This is a genomic window from Sphingobacterium paludis, assembly GCF_004364125.1.
Taxonomy (GTDB): domain Bacteria; phylum Bacteroidota; class Bacteroidia; order Sphingobacteriales; family Sphingobacteriaceae; genus Sphingobacterium; species Sphingobacterium paludis.
In genome coordinates this window covers 108,219-127,011 of sequence record NZ_SNZV01000008.1, presented here as the reverse complement: position 1 = coordinate 127,011, position 18,793 = coordinate 108,219, and the positions used below count along the sequence as shown (strand labels likewise).

16 protein-coding genes are annotated in these 18,793 nt (G+C 44.8%); 3 read left to right on the top strand and 13 right to left on the bottom strand.

The annotated features are described in order from the left end of the window. Positions 1-6 precede the first annotated feature (6 nt). Entirely contained in the window at positions 7-990 is a 984-nt protein-coding gene (locus B0I21_RS15965) for a homoserine kinase (RefSeq protein WP_133641483.1), read from the top strand. A gap of 119 nt (positions 991-1,109) precedes the next feature. Next, positions 1,110-2,417 carry a threonine synthase gene (thrC, locus tag B0I21_RS15960; RefSeq protein ID WP_133641482.1) on the top strand — a complete coding sequence of 436 codons (1,308 nt, stop codon included), beginning with the start codon at positions 1,110-1,112 and terminating at the stop codon, positions 2,415-2,417. A 355-nt stretch (positions 2,418-2,772) separates the two neighbouring features. On the opposite strand, the gene B0I21_RS15955 is transcribed toward thrC, so the two are convergent. From B0I21_RS15955 to eat, 5 genes are all read right to left on the bottom strand, one after another. Further along, a complete protein-coding gene (locus B0I21_RS15955) occupies positions 2,773-4,137 on the bottom strand; it encodes an aldehyde dehydrogenase family protein (RefSeq protein ID WP_133641481.1) in 1,365 nt (454 codons plus the stop codon). Beyond that, positions 4,124-4,846, bottom strand: coding sequence for a gamma-glutamyl-gamma-aminobutyrate hydrolase family protein (locus B0I21_RS15950; protein WP_133641480.1), 723 nt, complete (start codon positions 4,844-4,846; stop codon positions 4,124-4,126). Before B0I21_RS15950 ends, B0I21_RS15955 begins: the two co-directional genes overlap by 14 nt. A gap of 86 nt (positions 4,847-4,932) precedes the next feature. Continuing rightward, a complete protein-coding gene (locus tag B0I21_RS15945) occupies positions 4,933-6,081 on the bottom strand; it encodes an iron-containing alcohol dehydrogenase (RefSeq protein ID WP_133641479.1) in 1,149 nt (382 codons plus the stop codon). Positions 6,082-6,093: 12 nt separating this feature from the next. Beyond that, positions 6,094-7,452, bottom strand: a complete 1,359-nt coding sequence (locus B0I21_RS15940; RefSeq protein WP_133641478.1) for a glutamine synthetase family protein — start codon at positions 7,450-7,452, stop codon at positions 6,094-6,096. Beyond that, complete coding sequence (gene eat / locus B0I21_RS15935; RefSeq protein ID WP_133641477.1) at positions 7,449-8,765, bottom strand: ethanolamine permease; 1,317 nt, start codon at positions 8,763-8,765, stop codon at positions 7,449-7,451. Before eat ends, B0I21_RS15940 begins: the two co-directional genes overlap by 4 nt. Positions 8,766-9,206: 441 nt before the next feature. Between eat and B0I21_RS15930 the strand changes: the two genes are divergently transcribed. Next, positions 9,207-10,391 carry a class I SAM-dependent rRNA methyltransferase gene (locus B0I21_RS15930; RefSeq protein WP_133641476.1) on the top strand — a complete coding sequence of 395 codons (1,185 nt, stop codon included), beginning with the start codon at positions 9,207-9,209 and terminating at the stop codon, positions 10,389-10,391. Here the strand turns inward: B0I21_RS15930 and B0I21_RS15925 are convergent. From B0I21_RS15925 to B0I21_RS15890, 8 genes are all read right to left on the bottom strand, one after another. Continuing rightward, positions 10,388-12,685, bottom strand: coding sequence for a hypothetical protein (locus B0I21_RS15925; RefSeq protein WP_133641475.1), 2,298 nt, complete (start codon positions 12,683-12,685; stop codon positions 10,388-10,390). The genes B0I21_RS15930 and B0I21_RS15925 overlap by 4 nt on opposite strands. Beyond that, positions 12,642-13,637: a hypothetical protein gene (locus B0I21_RS15920; RefSeq protein WP_133641474.1), complete on the bottom strand. Its 996-nt coding sequence runs from the start codon at positions 13,635-13,637 to the stop codon at positions 12,642-12,644. Before B0I21_RS15920 ends, B0I21_RS15925 begins: the two co-directional genes overlap by 44 nt. 137 nt (positions 13,638-13,774) lie before the next feature. Continuing rightward, positions 13,775-14,530 (bottom strand): SGNH/GDSL hydrolase family protein, encoded by a 756-nt coding sequence (locus B0I21_RS15915; RefSeq protein WP_133641473.1) that lies wholly within the window; start codon positions 14,528-14,530, stop codon positions 13,775-13,777. A gap of 39 nt (positions 14,531-14,569) precedes the next feature. Then, positions 14,570-15,757: an aspartate aminotransferase family protein gene (locus B0I21_RS15910; RefSeq protein WP_133641472.1), complete on the bottom strand. Its 1,188-nt coding sequence runs from the start codon at positions 15,755-15,757 to the stop codon at positions 14,570-14,572. Between the two features lie 127 nt (positions 15,758-15,884). Then, positions 15,885-16,325, bottom strand: a complete 441-nt coding sequence (locus B0I21_RS15905) for a hypothetical protein (protein WP_133641471.1) — start codon at positions 16,323-16,325, stop codon at positions 15,885-15,887. Further along, positions 16,325-17,164 (bottom strand): hypothetical protein, encoded by an 840-nt coding sequence (locus tag B0I21_RS15900; protein WP_133641470.1) that lies wholly within the window; start codon positions 17,162-17,164, stop codon positions 16,325-16,327. The genes B0I21_RS15905 and B0I21_RS15900 overlap by 1 nt, the downstream gene beginning before the upstream one ends. 34 nt (positions 17,165-17,198) lie before the next feature. Further along, complete coding sequence (locus B0I21_RS15895) at positions 17,199-17,744, bottom strand: RNA polymerase sigma factor (RefSeq protein WP_133641469.1); 546 nt, start codon at positions 17,742-17,744, stop codon at positions 17,199-17,201. A 15-nt stretch (positions 17,745-17,759) separates the two neighbouring features. Continuing rightward, the gene (locus B0I21_RS15890) at positions 17,760-18,713 is read right to left on the bottom strand and encodes a transketolase family protein (protein WP_133641468.1); all 954 of its coding nucleotides are present in this window, start codon (positions 18,711-18,713) and stop codon (positions 17,760-17,762) included. Positions 18,714-18,793: the final 80 nt, after the last annotated feature.

Below are 18,793 nucleotides of genomic sequence, written 5' to 3'. Positions count from 1 at the left end.
TTTATTATGGAATCATTGGAAAAAAGAGAATATCAGATAGACTTCAATAGCCTATTGGACCAGGTTCGTGTTTTCGCACCGGCTACGGTAGCGAATATGATCTGTGGTTTCGATGTGCTGGGCTTTGCGGTGGATCATCCCGGCGACGAGGTGGCCATGTATCGCGTGGCGCAGCCCGGTGTCCGTATTCGTTCTATTGTGGGCGACGACGGACGACTGCCATTAGATGCGGACAAGAATACGGTCAGCGCCTGTGTGAAAATGCTGTTGACGCATTTGGGGCTTCAGGATGAACTCGGCATAGAAATCGAGTTGACGAAGCATATGCCTATAGGGAGCGGACTTGGATCAAGCTCGGCAAGCACTGTGGCTGGTCTTTTTGCGATCAACACCTTACTGGGTAATCCGTTGTCTAAGGCCGAGCTTATGCCTTTCTGTGTAGAGGGCGAGCGCTTGGCCTGTGGACATGGTCATGCCGATAACGTTGCGCCGGCGTTGATGGGAGGAATAACTTTGATCCGCGGACATAACCCGCTGGATGTAATCAGCCTGCCGGTACCGGATGCGTTGTATGCCGGTATTGTTTTTCCGCAGGTTGATGTGCCCACACGCGATGCCCGGCAACTCATCAAAGAAAAGGTCTTGTTGAAAGATGCCGTGACGCAATGGGGAAATATTGCCGGACTGGTTGCTGGCTTGTACGAAAGCAATTACGATCTGATCAGTCGGAGTATGCATGACGTGCTTATTGAACCGACACGGGCGATCCTGATTCCCGAATTTTATGAAATGAAACGCATTGCACTAGCCGCTGGCGCACTGAGCTTTGGAATATCTGGTTCCGGACCATCCGTGGTCGCCATTGCAAAAGGAGAGGCTGTTGCTAAGCAAGCCGCAACCGAAATTCAGCAGCATTTGACGGCTTGTGATATTGACAGTTTTAAATATGTTTCCGCCGTTAATGTTGACGGCCCAAAAATATTGGGGTAAGTTAGTCTTGACTTTTTCTGTAGTATAATACATATATCATCACGCCATGTCCATGTTTGCCAAAATAATTGAAAACAAGCTGAACATTGGATATGGCCTTTAAAAAATATTTATCGCATATGAAATTATATAGTACCAATAATAAAGATTTGCGTGTGTCTTTCCGGGATGCGGTGTTTACTTCCTTGCCGCAAGATGGCGGGTTGTACATGCCCGAGGTGATTCCCGTTTTGGATCCGGCTTTTATTCGCAATATACAGCAATACTCCCTTCAAGATATCGCTTTTCATGTGGCCTCCGCTTTGATTGGCGACGATATTCCGGCGGCGGATCTGAAAGCCATTATTGCAGATGCTATCAATTTTGATGCTCCAGTCAAATTCCTTGATGCGGAGCAGGCTGTACTCGAGCTGTTCCACGGGCCATCTTACGCTTTCAAAGATTTTGGCGCGCGTTTCATGAGCCGTGTCATGGGTTATTTTTCGACGCAAGGCGATCAGCTTTTGGATGTGCTGGTAGCCACTTCCGGTGATACGGGAGGCGCCGTTGCGCTTGGCTTTTTAGGTGTGGAGGGAACCCGCGTAACCATCCTTTATCCGAAGGGCAAGGTCTCCAAAGTTCAGGAAGACCAACTGACCACCAACGGTCAAAATATCCGAGCCTTGGAGGTTGATGGTACGTTCGATGATTGCCAAACCTTGGTGAAAACTGCTTTCAACGATGAAACGCTAAACGCGCAACTTCGCCTGACGTCGGCAAACTCAATCAATATCGCCAGACTGATACCGCAGACGTTTTATTATTTCTGGGCCTATGCGCAGGTGCGTTCACAAGGTGCACAGCAGGTCATCTTTACGGTTCCAAGTGGCAATTTCGGAAATATCGGGGCAGGGCTGTTGGCATCTAAAATGGGGCTTCCTGTCACGCACTTTGTTGCCGGCACAAACATCAACGATACCGTTCCACGTTTTTTGCAAGACGGACGATACGCGCCGAAGCCGTCCACACAAACCTTGGCAAATGCCATGGATGTAGGCAATCCAAGCAATTGGGTACGTATTCAGGATCTGTTTAAACAGGATATCGATGCTATTCGGGAAGTGGTCTCGTCTTACACGTATACTGATGAAGAGACAAAGCAGGGTATGGAGGAAATGTATGCGCGCTACAACTATGTGGCCTGTCCACACACGGCGATCGCTTATTTAGCCGCCAAGCAATACCGAAAAGAACACCCCGGAACGTACGCATCTGTATTTTTGTCGACAGCGCATCCCTGTAAGTTTCCGGATGCCATAGCCGCCGAGGCGTTTAGCGCTATCGAGCTTCCGGCAGAAGCAGTTGCCTTAGCACAAAAAGAACGCTTGGTCACGCCGATCGGTGTGGATTATGAAGGCTTTAAATCGTATTTGTTAGCGAATAAGTAATTTTTTGGCATTGCTTTCTTTTATGGGAATTACAGCTCTCAATATAAATTATCGTACGAGAAAGAGCATCGTACGATAAGGAGTTCAGGCTGATGGGCGTTAATTGGAGTAATACCAAATCTGATCTAGGGGCATTGGCTAAAAAATTAGATATTACCCTTCAGATGTAATATCGGTAGCATGATCCCCCATGAAAAAAGAAAGAAAACGCGTGAAAATGTGGTAAACCCCTAGGGCTTTCCACATTTTCACAACAATAACCAAGGTTGGCACTGCTGATGACCAGACCTTCTATCTCATACTCCAATCTTGGAAAAGCTCTTTGGAACTTCCCAAATGAGCAACTAAAACAATATTAAGGCCTCAAATGCCAACCTTTAGGCTTCGTAAAAGCACGTAATCCCTGATGAGACAATGTCGATCCGATTCCCGAATGTTTTCTTCCACTCCAGGGAAGTCCGGCGCTGACCCGGTCGCAGCAGTTCCAATATCCCGAACCCGAATCAATTTGCGAAAGAATTCGTTCTACACGATCACTAGCTCCCGAATAGACAGCTGCAGTTAAACCATAAGTCGTATCCTGCATCATGGCAATCGCATCAGGATCATCTTTCACTTTCATGATTCCAATGATGGGGCCAAAACTTTCCTCCTGCATCACTTTCATATCATTCGTTACGTTGCTTAGTACGGTTGGCTCAAAGTTATAGCCTTTTCCGGTTCCTCTTTTTCCTCCGGTTAGTAACGAGGCTCCTTTTGCCAACGCATCCGCCACCTGGTCTTCCAACACCTCCAACTGTTCTTTTCTCGTCAAAGCACCAATATAAACACCTTCCTCAGTTGGCAATCCTTTTTTCCAGGATTGCACCTCCTTCAAAAACGCTGCAACATATGCTTCATAAACATTTTCGTGTACATAAATCCGTTCCACCGCACAGCAACTCTGTCCATTATTATAAAAGGCACCATCTGCTGTCCCTCTTGCTACCGCAGCGACATCATTCACATCGTCTGCTACATACAAAGGATCTTTTCCTCCCAGTTCCAGCTGACAAGGAACCATTTTCAAAGCCACTTTTTCGTAAATATACTTTCCGGTTTTATAAGAGCCCGTAAAGAAATACCCGTCAAAATCCATATCTAGCAATTCCTCACCAACCAACTTGCCGCCAACAGCAATCTGAACAGCGTCATCAGGCAATCCTGCTTTCTTCAACAGCTTTTCTATTTCAAGTCCGGTTAACGTTGCATATTCCGAAGGCTTGTACATCACAGTATTTCCTGCAATTAAGGCAGGAACAAACACATTCACCCCTACCAGATAAGGATAATTCCAGGCGGAGATATTACATACCACTCCCAGCGCATCATAAGAAATCTTTTCTTTCAGCTCTTCGGTATCCGTTACCCATTCATCAGAAAGGTATTTCTCTGCATTGTTCATCATCCACTGAATCCTTGTTTTAGCACCATTGATTTCATTGCGCGATTGCTGTAAGGGTTTCCCCACTTCCGAAGTCAATATTGCAGCCAGTGCCTCCTGCTCTGCCCCCAAAAGATCATAAAACCGATGAATCACAGCAAGGCGTTCCGTCAGGTTCTTTTTTGACCATTGCAATTGCCCTGCTTTTAGCAATTCGTATTTTTTATTCAAGGTGATCTTGTCATCTTCCTGAAGTACCCTGATGACCTCTTCTGTAGCTGGATTAATGATGTTCATATTTTCTTACTTCAATGATAAATTGTTCTTTGATCTTTTGTGAAAAGGGATTATTCTCTTTTTCTTTCATTCTTTCCGGGTGCCACTGTACCGCAATCATGAATCCTGTATTACTTTTATCTTTATACTCCAGCCCTTCAATAATGACACCTTCATCATCAGAAAAATAAGCATTCGCCATCAGGTTTTCTCCAAGATGATCAGGGTGAACTGCCTGATGATGGGCGCTGTTAACCAAACCTTCCAATTGCCCGGTGATGTCATGCAATAAACTATGTTCTTCTAAAATCACAGCGTGAACTTTATCTTCGGCAGCTTTTTTATGGAGGGCATTGGCGCTTTCTCCGATATCGTCAAAAACCTTTCCTCCTTCCAGAATATTGATGTACTGCATACCCCTGCAGATTCCCAATACAGGGATCTTTTCCTTCTTTGCATAGGTATAAATCAATTTTTCAAATGCATCTCTTTCTGGTAAAAACGATTCCGGACGATGAGGATATTCCTCGGCTCCTCCAGATATGGAAGGCGCCACATCAATACCTCCCGTCAATACAAAACCATCACAAATTGCAATATCTTCCGTGTTATTCTTTTGGAAAGAGAGCTCAATGAGCTCCAGATCTGAACCAAGGTCTGCTGAAGTAAACCAGTTCCAGTAACTCAGAGAATTCACTTCTGTATAACTAACGCCTATCTTCTTCTTCATCAGTACATAATTATTTTTTAGCGGGCATGAAGCGATCATGTGCCTATTCATTACGATTTACAAACGACTTCAGCCTTCAACGCTTACTAAAGCGCGTTTAAATATAATTGTTTAAAATCTTCCCTGCTCACCGGTTTAGGATTATTCGGATGGGCAAAATCCGCAAATGCCAGATCTGCCAGTGTTTCTATATGTGCCTGCTGTACACCAATCTCGCTCAGGCGATGCGGAATATTCAGTTTCGTATTGAGCTCAAAAAGATACTTCACCACTGCTTCCCCACTTTCTTCTTTCAGCTCCAGTGTTTTTGCCATCCGGCGAAATTTATCTTCAAATCCGGCAATATTAAATTCCATTCCATAAGGAATATTCACCGCATTCGCCAATCCGTGATGGGTATCCAGCAAAGACGACAGCGGGTGGGCTAGAGAATGAACCACTCCTAATCCTTTCTGGAATGCAATTGCTCCCATCATAGAGGCCATCAGCATCTTACTCCTGCTTTCCAGGTCAGAGCGATGTGTTGCATTCTCAATCGCGTCTTTGATCAGGTAAATTCCTTCCAGGGCGATTCCGTCGCATAGGGGATGTGGATTTTTTGCCAGAAAAGCCTCCATATTATGAGTCAGGGCATCCATTCCTGTTGCTGCGGTAATGTGCGGCGGTAAATCCATCGTTAACATCGGATCTGCAAACACAATTTTTGCCATCAGTTTAGGAGAAAACAAGATCTTTTTCTGATGTGTTTCATCATCAGAGATGATCGCACTACGACCTACTTCACTCCCTGTTCCGGAGGTGGTTGGTATGGTAATAAAATGAGGCACGTCATTCGTCACATACACATCGCCACCGATCAGATCGTCGTATTTAAACAAATCTTCACGATGGTTCACCCGCAGCACAATGGCCCTGGCCACGTCCAGACCTGCACCACCACCAATCCCGATCACACTGTCTCTTGCCGTTTGATCCCAGACCTCTGTACCTTTATAAACATCACTCTTTACCGGGTTTTTGTGAATATCACTAAAAACCTCCACAGAAAAAGAATGTGCTTCCAGATCTGCCACAATAGCCTTAAAGAAAGGCAATGCAGCAACAGTAGGATCTGTTACAATCAATGGACATGCTAATCCGTTTGCCTTAAGATAAGCTGGTAATTCTTTTATTGCTCCCGCACCAAAACGGATGGTGGTAGGGAAATTATATTGGTATACTTTCTCAAAAGTCATCGCTGTTATTGCTTAAATAATTTCAAAATATCTTTTCATTTCCCAGTCGGTCACTACTTTTGCATACTGCTTCCACTCCCATTCCCTTGTTAACGTAAAATGCTCCACAAAGGAAGTTCCGAACAATTCCCCTGCCAATGGAGATTCTTTCATTTTAAGAGTAGCCTCATGCAGATTGCCCGGAAGGATTCCGTTTGAAAGATCCTTATAACCATTTCCCGTGGTTGCCTCCTTGTCCAGACGGAGTTTGTTTTTTACACCATACAAGCCTGCAGCCAGACAAGCTGATAATGCCAGATACGGATTGGTATCCGAACCGACTACCCTTGTTTCCAAACGGGTAGCTTTCCGATGGCCGGGCAAAGCTCTTAAAGCAACCGTCCTGTTGTCTATGCCCCAGGTTAAGGTGGTTGGCGCCCATGCTCCTTCTACTAGCCGCTTGTAGCTGTTGATGGTAGGCGCGATCATCGGCAGGATGAAAGGAAGGCAATGCAGCTGTCCGGCGATATAACTCTTCATCAGGTCACTCATTTTATGTTCCGCATGTTCTTCATAAAACAAATTTCGCTTCCCTTCTTTATCCCATAGACTCTGGTGTACATGCCCGCTGCAGCCCGGAAGATTTTCAGCAATCTTCGCCATAAAAGTGGCCATAATTCCATGTTGATAAGCAATCTCTTTTACCGCAGTTTTAAACAAAATCGCCTGATCTGCAGCCTGCAAAACTTCCGCATACTTAATTGCCGCTTCATACACCCCCGGCCCGGTTTCAGTATGTAAACCTTCCACTGGAATCCCAAATTTACCCAGCAGATCAAACAGGTCTGTCATATAAGGGTTTTTCAGACTGCTGCGCAAAATAGAATAACCGAACATGCCCGGGGTTAGTGGATTCAATGACTGAAAATTCTTTTGATGTACACTTTCCGGTGTTTCCGCGAAATTAAACCATTCAAATTCCTGAGCAAAATACGGACGGAAGCCCAATTCTCCCGCCTCTGCAAGCACTTTGCGAAGCAGTTGCCGCGGACAAGTATAAGCGGCTTCATTATTTTCATTCATAAAATCACCAAGAAAAAAAGGAACATCATTTTCCCAGGGGATTTTACGGAAAGTGCTCAGGTCCAGTTTAACCAGGGCATCAGGATAACCGGTATGCCATCCGGTATACTTCACATTATCATAAGCGACATCCCCCATATCCCATCCGAAGGTGACGTCACAAAATCCCAGACGGCCCTCCACCATGGAAGCAAACTTATCTGCTGCAATGTATTTACCTCTCAACACGCCGTCAATATCCGCCACAGCTACCTTTACCTTTCCCGAAGGGTGTTGTTTTACGTACGCTAATATTTCTTCTGTTGTCATTTATCCGCTGTTTTAAAGGTTCTGTATAACAAAAATGTAATGGCCAGAATGGAGAGATAGATCAGGCCGAGTTTAAGGTTAAAAATAAGCATGGCGATGATCGATATGGAAGCAATGATCAGGGCCACTACCGGAAACAAAGGGTAAAAACGGATCCGGAAGGGACGCGGCAGTTCCGGTTCTCTCTTCCTCAAGATCATGATGGAGATCATCGAAATGATGTATAGGGTCAAAGCCCCAAACACAGAAAAAATGATGATCTCTGAAGTTTTTCCCGACAGGAGGGCCAGGATACCAATCACCATATTTCCGATCAGCGCATTTGCGGGTGTATGAAAACGCGGAGAGATCTTCCCCAGAAAAGAAGGGATATTCCGAACCCTTCCCATTTCATAAGTAGACCTTCCTGCGGCCAGGATCAATCCATGGAAAGAAGCCACCAGGCCAAACAAGCCGACTGTAATTAACAAATGGTACATCAGGTGGTTGTTTCCAGTGATTTTAGCGAGTGCCAATGGAAGCGGAGAATCAGAGGTCTCTCCGTTCAAACCATTCTTATAAACGATGGCTTCCCATCCGGCAATCCCCGTAGCCGAGATAAAGATCAGGATACAAAGAATCGCCAGCGTAAATATCGCCCAGCCAAATCCTTTACTAATGTCCCTTTGAGGGTTCTTTGTTTCTTCCGCGACATTGGCAATCCCTTCGATGCCGAGGAAAAACCAGATGGCAAAAGGGATGGCTGCGAATAATCCGGTCCATCCATTTGGCAAAGCATTCTGGGTTAGATTGGTCACTTCAAATTTGGGAAGCGCAATTCCTGAGAACAACAGCAGCTCCCCCACTGCAAAGATGGTCACCACCACTTCAAATGAAGCTGCAGCTTTCACGCCATAAACATTCAGTGCGGTAAAAATAAAATAGATGGCAATGGCACTGGTCAGCACAGGAACCTGTGGAAAGAAAGCATTAAAATAGGCACCTATCGCAAAAGCTATTGCAGGAGGCGCCAGAATAAATTCAACAATCTGGGCGATACCGGCTATAAAACCAATATTTTCCCCCATTGCTTTATTTGCATAGTCGAACACACCCCCTGCTTTAGGGATTGCGCAAGCCAGTTCTGCGTAACTAAAGGTAAAGGTGACATACATCACCATAATGGCTAACGTAGCAATCGCCATACCCCCTGTACCTCCTTTTTCAAGACCGAGATTCCAACCGAAATACATGCCTGAAATAACGTACCCTACTCCAAGCCCCCACAACATAAAGGGGGTCAGTGTTTTCTTTAAACCCTTGTTTTGTGTCATTCGATGATCTGTTTACAAAAAAAAATAAGCTGTTTTACATGATTATAAATATAACAAAAAACACTTAGTACATGACAAAAATTATATTACATTGCTATTAAATTATTAATTCCAGATAAATAGCGTTCAGCGATAGAGTCCAATCGATATGGGCAGTTCTGCATCTGCATTAGGTAACGGATGTTCTTTTAGAATACTGAATATTTTATTACACAAAATATTGAAAATAACTTTCATATCGAACAGCCGGCCTTCAGACCTATCGCTACAAAATAAAACAAGCTCAGGTATTAATCGCGATCATTGAGCGATAGAAAAGGGCTTAATGCCCTATGTCAATATACAATTGATCCGGCGCATACCCATACCTTGTTGTTTCTTTTTGTAAATTAACTTCTTTTCTTGCGTTAACTACAAAAGCTAAGCTTTACTTTTGTAGCCATGACTAAAATTACTCTTCACCAGGGAAAAGACAAGGCTGCTTGGCAGCTGCATCCTTGGGTGTTCTCCGGAGCAATAGCAAAAATGGACAACAAGCCCGCAAATGGAAGTGTTGTGCAAGTCTTTAATGCGGCTGATGAATTTATAGCGTTTGGGGTGTACAATGCATTTTCCCGGGTTGCGGTTCGTTTATTGGAGTGGCATCCGGAGCGGACGGTTGATGGCGACTGGTGGCGCGATCGCCTACGGCGTTCTATAGGCTTACGCAAGCATTTGTTAACGGCTGATAATACCACGGTACGTCTTGTGTTTGCAGAAGCTGATTTTTTGCCGGGTCTGATCGTGGATAAATATGGCGATTTCATATCGATCCAGGTACACTCTTCGGGTGCGGAACTGGTGAAAACGGAGATCGTCGAGGAATTGGTCGCTCAGCTTCATCCTAAAGGCATTTACGAACGCAGCGATCTCAAATCTCGTGAGCATGAAGGATTGCCCGATGCCAATGGATTGCTATACGGAGAAACTCCTCCAGAATTTGTCGATGTGCTGGAAAATGGTATCCGCTATCAAATAAATATTGTGGAAGGGCAAAAGTCCGGGTTCTATTGCGATCAACGTGACAACAGATGGATCACGGCGCAATACACAAAAGGCAAGCGTGTACTCGACTGCTTCTGTTATTCGGGAGGGTTTACGCTTAATGCTTTTCAACAAGGTGCGGCGGAAGTGGTGTCGGTAGATAGCTCGGCTTTGGCGATTGAAACCTTAAAGCGTAATGTACAAAACAATGGTTTTGATGCTGCTAAGCATTTTTCAGTGCAGTCTGATGTCAATAAGTATCTTCGTAAGCTTGGTGAGGATGGTGAGAAGTTTGATCTGATTGTGTTAGATCCGCCTAAGTACGCCCCCTCGCGCTCTGCATTAGATAAAGCTTCGCGAGCGTATAAGGATTTAAATCGCCGCGGCTTGATGTTGTTGGAAAGTGGAGGACTATTGGCTACATTTTCCTGCTCGGGAGCTATGGATATTGATACCTTTAAGCAGGTCATTGCCTGGGCTGCGTTGGACGCTGGTCGAGAGATACAATTTATCCGGCAATTTACACAACCGGAAGATCACCCCGTGCGTGCATCCTTCCCGGAAGGCGAATATTTAAAAGGTTTACTCGTAAGGGTCGTTTAGTAACGACCCTTACTTGTTTCTTGGGCAAGATATGAACGGAAGTATCCGCATTCGCGGATCACTTCTCGGTAATATTGACTATCAGCATAGTCTTCTTTCAATTTTTTAAATCCATCCCAAGCTTTAAACATGGTTTGCGTAGGATCAGCCCAATAGTAGTCATCATGCGTCAAATAGCGGTTGCTGTAGAAATCATTTCGATCTACCTTCGCTAAGAGATACCAAACCTTCGCACGTTGCTCCTTGTCTTGGGCTGCCTTCAATGCCGTTTCGTAATATTTTCTTGCGTTATCCATTCCTAAAAGATAAGGCTGATTTTTTGTGCGGATATAGTTCCCAAACTCTCCTATGATCGTGTTGTAATAGAACACCCTTGCATTGCCGTAGTAAGAAGTGTTGTAGTAGGCATTTCCCAAAAGCAAGGCGTTGGTATACACGTCAATACCTTGGTCAACGTTTTTTCTCAACTCGTCAACCTTTCTCAGAAAGTCGAGTTTGGTATACTTCACCTTTTGAGGTGCCGCATGGTCACAATCATTGCAATCCTTGATTCTTCCATTAAAAGGATTGCCACGCAGTTCCGCCTGGTTGTAATGGAGATCGTCGTATCCGCGTTCTGCGCGTACCTGTTGTGGTGTTGCACGTTCCATCAGGTCGACAGCCTCATCAAAGCGTTGTTGATAATAGGCATAGATGGAACGGCTTTCATATATATCGCTGAGCGTGTAGGGATATAGGTTCGCGGCCAATGTATTCCAGCCAGATTTAGATTCTTGAAGCAGAAACTTCTCCATGGATGCGCCCTGCTCGTTGTTATCGTAAAAGCCAGGCTTACTATCCCACAGCTCCGCCATCAGTGCATTGTTATTTTTCTGGAAAATGGTTGAGAGTGCGCCCTTAATCCAGCCGGCGGCATATTCGTGCCGGAACGTGGGTACAAGTGTTGAATCTTTTGGCACCTCTTGGTACAACCATACCAGTTCCGGCAGCAATCGCTTTTCTTCGTTTTTTTCAATGCGCTTGAGTTGGGCTACTTCATTCAGGATGTTGAAAAGCCTGATTTGCGCTGCTATGAGTGGTTTTTTCTTGCTATACCTCCTCGCTTTGGTATACGCATCACTAGCGCGATCATGCTCCTTGATAAACATGTTAACATAGCCATAGGCCAGATAAACCAGCGCCGGATTGTGCAATTTTTTCGGCTGCTGCAGTATATCGCCTAGCCAGCTTAGCGTTTTACGATCGATCTTGGTTCCGTCCCAAGGATAGGTTGACGATTGCGCGTTATAATAATCATTCACCGTCGATTCTTGTTCATTCACCCAACGGGTCAATAAAAAATCGAAATGTGGGCTGTTGGGTTGGAGCGCATAGATTTTCGACATTGCTGTAGCGGCATCGTGGTAGTAGCCATTCATGGCCCAAATACTGGTCTTTACCTCCTTCTTTTCGGCTTGCTGCAGGGTTAGTTCCAGCGAATCCGTGGAGAACGGTCGGAAATTGTAAAGGGCTTCATGCCTTTTATCGGGAGCATCATTGAAGAGCAGCGCAAAGAGCGCGTTGGACTGCTCATATTTTTCTTGTTGGTAATATGCGCCAGCTACGTAGCCCAAGGCGCGATAGTACAAGCTATTTTTGGGCTGGCTGGTCGCTGTAGTTTCAAAGAATGGAATCACTGATGCGCGTTCAGGGCCGTAAAATTTTGCTTTAAGCACCTGAAACCACATTCTATTTTTAAAAAACGAGTCGTTATTTTTTATGGTGTGATAAAAGGCTTCGACCTCATCCAGCAACCCAGCTTCGGTTTGTACGACAATCCGATCGTTATAATCCCAAGAGGAAAACGTGTTCGTAGAGGATGCTTCGACAGCTTTTGCGAAGTATAGAAAAGTTAGGAAGTTTTTTCCTCTTTCATCCGACAGCCACTTACGGTCTTGTGTCGAACTATTTAATTGGCTATACATGCTTTCTATTTCGCTTTTAGCGGAATCATTGAGCAGGTAGAAGGCAACCTCCTTTTTATCGAGTTTCCCCGTTAGGTATTTTTGCCAATCGGCCACAATGTCTTCGTTGTACCGTTCTATATATTCCAGTTGGGCGTAGTCGTAAAACTTTTCTTCCGGAGCATAAAAGAAAGGTTTGTATGATGCGTCGGTAAATGCTTCTGGCGTGAACGATGATACATAGGAATAGCCCCACCAACCATCGGCACAGCCATAAACGTAAACGCTGGTAGCCAGCGCCAACAGACTACCGAAAGCGATGAGCAGTTTGCTGAAAAATTTCCTTGTCATAGTGGTCAATATTTGTAGAATCTAAATCGTAAAAAATAAGTTCATCCGGCTGTTCTCTAAGGTAACGGCTGAGGTCATTTGCCATTTCCAGCAAATCCTCGGGCGCTACATTTTCTAGTTTAATCTCATCTCCAGCAGCAAATAGTTGACCAAAATAAATACCTTCACGCCGTATTTTAAATATCCCATTCCCTGATTGTTGCAGATGTGGATGGTTACGTAGATCCGTTTCGTCGATCTTCCGTAGCAGATTGATCACTTTCCCCTGCCGTAGATGGACGCCCCATGAAAAGATGGGTAGCGCAATGTTTAACGGCAATGGATATTTGCTCAAGCTTTTGATGTAGGTGGCTGCGGTCTGTCTATCATAGATGGAATTGGTTTGGTTGGCGGATATCTGGCCCATATTGTAATACATGAGCACGCCGTAGTCTACATCCGGAACACCAGTTTTTTCGAAATATTTTACTTGGTGCAAACGGATCGTACAGGATAAGCGCCAAGGACGTTGCTGCTTCAAGGCATGCACAAGTTCAAAGAACTTAGCTTTACTTCCTAAGCTCCAATCGCAATCCAATTGGAGCTCTTTGCTATGTATTCCATAATGGACATTGATTTGTTCGAGGTACGCAACGATACGTTTCGCCAACGCCGCCATATCTACGTTTTTGCTCAATACAACCTCATTTTTAATATAAACGACGGGTACTATATCCTGTTTAGGGATGGTTTTAAATAATATGGCACTGATCGGGAATGGCTCCCCGTTTTGTAGGCCTACATCGAAATAACGAACGTACAGCCGGCCAGTATGATTCTGTCGAAGCGTATTCTCCTCTGATGTCCCCAGTTGCAAGTTGGTCTTCCAATAATAAAAAGATACTGATGGCAGATCGGAGGGATGTGAGCAACAGCAAAAGAATACGATGAGGGTTATCCAGCCTATCTTCATATAGAGAGATGATTATTGCATGAGCGACTCTCGCTCGTTTATTGGCTCTTAGCGCAGGGTGTGCGTTATTAGCGAGCAGCAGGTTGTGGCGTTGCCCCAGCTTTCAAAACTGGGGCAACGCCATACTTCCCGAGACTTTACTTGATCAAGTCGATCCAAGCTTGCGCCATCAGGTTCGCTCCAGCTAGCGTGGTATGTACACCATCTGTTGTCCAGTAGCTGCCGCTACCGCGACTCGCTGCTTTATCAAATACGCTTTGGTAGGGCAGGTATATCGCATTAAACTCTTTCGCAATCTCCCGAGCAACTTGCTGGTAACCAAGAAAATCAGGATACCAATCATCCTTAACATGTTTGACGCCTTTTACACCAAAAGGTTCGCCAATGATCAGCTTCACGTTGGGTAAGGATTTCAATGTGCTTTCGAGCAATTGTTGGTACTGTTCTTTATATTGTGCGGGCGTATTTTTTGAGCCACTATCTTTCGTTCTCCAAAAATCGTTTACGCCAATCAATATGCTTAATATGGTGGGTTGCAAAGCTAGCGCGTCTTTATCCCAGCGGTTGATAAGATCCGGAACGCGATTGCCACTGATACCACGGTTGTAAACGTTGATATTCTTATCCGCAAACTTATTGAGTAACGTACCTCCGGCAATCATGGCATAGCCTGAGCCAAATGCATTGGTTTCATTCGGCTTTAAATTATCTTTGTTGCGCCCAGCATCGGTGATGGAATCGCCCTGAAATAATATAACATCATTTTGTTGTATACTGATTTTACCAGCAGGTTTTTGATCAGCAGCATCCTCAGCGCGCAGGCTATTGGCTCCAATGGTCACCGCCCCAAGTGACAATAAGCTTTTGGCTAGAAATTTTCTTCTTGATTCCATAGGTTTACAGGTATTATATGTCTTCTAAAATTAGCTTTTTTAACAGAATTTTTCAATGCCTGCACGAATAATTTTGCATGCCTCTTCGATTTCTTCTGCTGTGATGGTCAGGGGAGGGGCAAGACGTAATGCCGTTTCGCAATGTAGATACCAGTCGATCATGAGGCCTTGGCTAGCACAATAGTTGCTTACCGCATATACCTGATCAAATGTTTGCAATTGCAGGCACATCATAAGTCCTAAGCCCCTAATCTCTTTAACCTTAGGTGTTTGTAGTAATTCGCGGAATAGTGTTGCTTTGCTCGATACGGTATCAAGCAGCCCTTCCTCTTGAATAACCTGAAGCGAAGCGCGCGCTGCGGCGCAGCTGACGGGGTGCCCGCCAAACGTCGTGATATGCCCGAGCATGGGATTATCTTTGATAACATCCATGATGTCTTTGCGGGCTACGAAGGCACCAAGCGGCATGCCACCGCCAATACCTTTTGCTAACATCAGGATGTCGGGCTCGATATCAAAATGCTCGAACGCAAACATCTTACCGGTTCTGCCGAAGCCGGTCTGTATTTCATCAAAAATCAATAGCGCCCCTGTTTCATCGCATTTTGTGCGCAGGGCTTGCATAAATGATTTATCGGGCACGCGTACACCGGCCTCTCCCTGCACCGTTTCGATAATAACAGCTGCGGTTTCCGTCGTTATCTTCTCCAGGGAGCCGCTGTCGTTAAAGCGTATAAAGTCTATTTCTGGCAGCAATGGCGCGTAGGCTTGGCGATAAGCATCGTTGCCAATAAGGCTTAGCGCTCCTTGTGTACTGCCGTGGTATGCTTGTTCAGCAGCCAAAATCTGTTGGCGGCCCGTAAATTTTTTTGCGATTTTCATGGAGCCCTCTACGGCTTCGGCTCCGCTGTTGGTGAAGTAAACTGATGCAAAGCTTGCCGGAAGAACCTGTAGCAATTCCGTCGCAAACAGCACCTGAGGAGCTTGCACAAACTCGCCATATACCGTCACGTGCAGGTATTTATTGAGCTGGTCCTGTATGGCGGCTAAGACTTTTGGATGGCGATGGCCGATATTACTCACATTGAATCCTGATACCAGATCCATATAACGCTCGCCTTGTGGGCCGTATAAATAAATGCCTTCCGCTCGCTCCACCTCCACCAATCGGGGGGAGTTGGACGTTTGCGCCGTGTTTTGCAGGAAAAGTTCTCTATTACTAATCATTGTGTATGTCGAAAGGAACAAAAATAACCATAATCTTTTTAGAAAGTTAAGTTTCTATCCCGGGAAGAGTGGGATACTCGAATAGGCAGGGGACTATACATAAAAAAGAAGCTAAATCTTAGCTTCTCTATTTATTCCGTCGTTGGAGTTCTTTGTAAAGTAACTCCCTAAAGTTTTGCTCAATTTCGAAAAATTCTAAGGCTCTGGAACTTCCTATGACCTCGGAAAATCTTTTTCGATATTCTCTCTTTACTTCCAGTTCTTTGGCATCGTAAGACAGTACATCGCGCTTTCCCGATCCGTTGAGCGAACTGGCGCCACGTGGCGCGCTAGAAGAAACGCTTGTCTTTTCGGATTTCAATGTCCACATCTCCTTGTTGTACTGATTGTATATCGGGAAAAAACGCTGGGCTTCCGCCTGGGAAAGATTTAACTCCTTCGTGATATAAGCTATCTTTTCGTTTTCGATCGCTTCAAAACGTTTTGAGTCTCGGGGCTGTGCGTTCGTGCATAACACGCCGAAAATCAAGATACTTAGGGTGAATAATAAATGTCTGAAACCTAACATTATAACATGTAATTTAAGTAGTCTTCGATATCGTTTTCTTTAATCTTGCTACACACACCTTCTGATTCGATCGTCTCAATAGGTTGAGATATATACTCCATGATATAGACTAAGTCGTCACTATTGTTGGACGATGACAGGTAGTTGATAATCTCGTCTTCCGAAATGGAGGCAAGATGTGTTTCCGTAGCATTAACCTGGTCGTGATCCATGACTGCATTGTACGATGCGGTTCCCAGCACGGCGGCCACACAAGCCGCTGCGGCATATTGAATCCATCGTTGTGGGTTTAACCGACGCACAGGCTTATCTTCTACACGAAGGTCTACCGATGTATCCTTAATGTTAGCCGTAAGCGTTGCGGTAAGTTTTTCGAAATACAAAGGAGGTGTTGAATACCCGTCTGTTGACACGGCTTGACGCAAATTTTCTTCGAAGATTTTTGTTTGCACACGATCCGTCAATGATTCAAAATAGCCCGTAGGGACGTTGAAATCGTCCTTTTCCCGATCGGCTGATTCGACCTTTATGCGTGACTGGATGCGCTCTTGAAGCGTCTCAAAATAACCGGTGGGTGTTGTCCAGGTGTCAGCTTCTTCCTCAGGATTCGCGAATCTTACCTGGGCGGTAATGTTATCGGTCAGGTTAGGGAAGTAGTCATCTGGTACGAAAAATGGCTGTATTTCCGGAGGCACTTTTCCTTCTAGCCCTATTTGCGCGCTAATCTTGGATGACAGCTCGTCAAAGTAGCTTGTAGGAACTGAAAAAGGATTTACACGTAAAGATTCCGGTAGATTTAAGCCTTCCATTCCATCATGATATGTGTTATTTTCCTTCATAGTCTATTCTTAGAGTTCGCATCCACCCGAAGGTTTAATCATTCGAAGAAAAAAAGTTCTCTATCTTTTTTACAGCTAAGTGGTAGGATGCTTTTAGTGCTCCGACACTTGTTCCTAGAATTTCTGATATCTCGTCGTACTTCAGGTCTTCGAAGTATTTCATGTTAAACACCAACCGTTGTTTTTCTGGCAGCGTGAGCAGGGCCTGTTGCAGTTTCATCTGTGCTTTGTCGCCATTGAAATAACTGCCATCAGCAAGCGTATCGGCTAAATAAGCAGAACTGTCGTCATCCAACGACAGGTTCTGCTTTTGTTTTTTCTTATTTAGAAAGGTGATGCATTCATTTGTAGCAATGCGGTACAACCAGGTGTAGAGCTGTGAATCCTCCCTAAATTTTTCCAGGTTACGCCATACTTTAATAAATACATCTTGCACCACATCGTCTGCATCATCATGATCGATGACCATGCGGCGAACGTGCCAGTATATTTTTTGTTGGTATTTTTTTAGTAAATAGCCAAACGCCTCCTCGCGTGTGCGTTCATCAGCAAATTTTGATATGATTAGGGCGTCTTCCATTTATTGTTAAAAATATTATTTCCTAGCTATTACCTTACGAGCTGCTGCCACAATAGATTTAGCATTTAAGCCATATTTTTCCATAAGTTGCGCTGGGGTTCCAGACTCTCCGAAGCTGTCGTTCACGGCAACAAATTCTTGAGGACTCGGTTTTTTAGTTGCCAATAATTGTGCCACGCTATCCCCTAAACCTCCTAAACGGTTGTGCTCTTCAGCGGTTACCACGCATCCTGTTTTGGTCACTGATTTAAGAACAGCTTCTTCGTCCAATGGTTTGATCGTGTGGATATTGATGATTTCCGCATGGATTCCTAGTTTTTCCAATTCTTCACCAGCTTGGATAGCTTCCCAAACCAAATGGCCTGTAGCGATAATGGTTACATCCGTACCTTCGTTAAGCATCACCGCTTTGCCGACTTCGAAAGTCTGGTCTGCAGGTGTAAAATTAGGTACTACGGGGCGACCAAAGCGTAGGTAAACAGGGCCTTCATAATTGGCGATTGCAATTGTTGCGGCTTTTGTTTGGTTAAAATCACAGGGATTGATAACAGTCATACCGGGAAGCATTTTCATCAAACCGATGTCTTCCAATATTTGGTGGGTAGCACCATCTTCGCCCAAGGTAAGGCCGGCATGGGATGCACAAATTTTTACGTTCTTATCCGAGTAGGCGATAGACTGACGAATCTGATCGTATACACGACCTGTCGAGAAATTCGCAAAGGTACCGGTAAATGGAATTTTTCCACCAATTGTTAGGCCGGCTGCAATACCCATCATGTTTGCCTCTGCGATACCGATTTGGAAAAAACGCTCTGGAAACTCTTTGATGAAGTCATTCATTTTTAGCGACCCGATAAGGTCAGCACATAAAGCGACCACATTCTCGTTTTGCTTTCCGGCTTCCAATAGTCCGGCGCCGAAACCTGAACGTGTATCTTTTGATTCTGTGTATGTATATTTTTTCATTATGTTTTAGCATTGTAGCGCATATCGAAGCGGTGCGAGCATGGTTTGCTTAAACGCATGCCTCCAGCCGGTATGCAGCA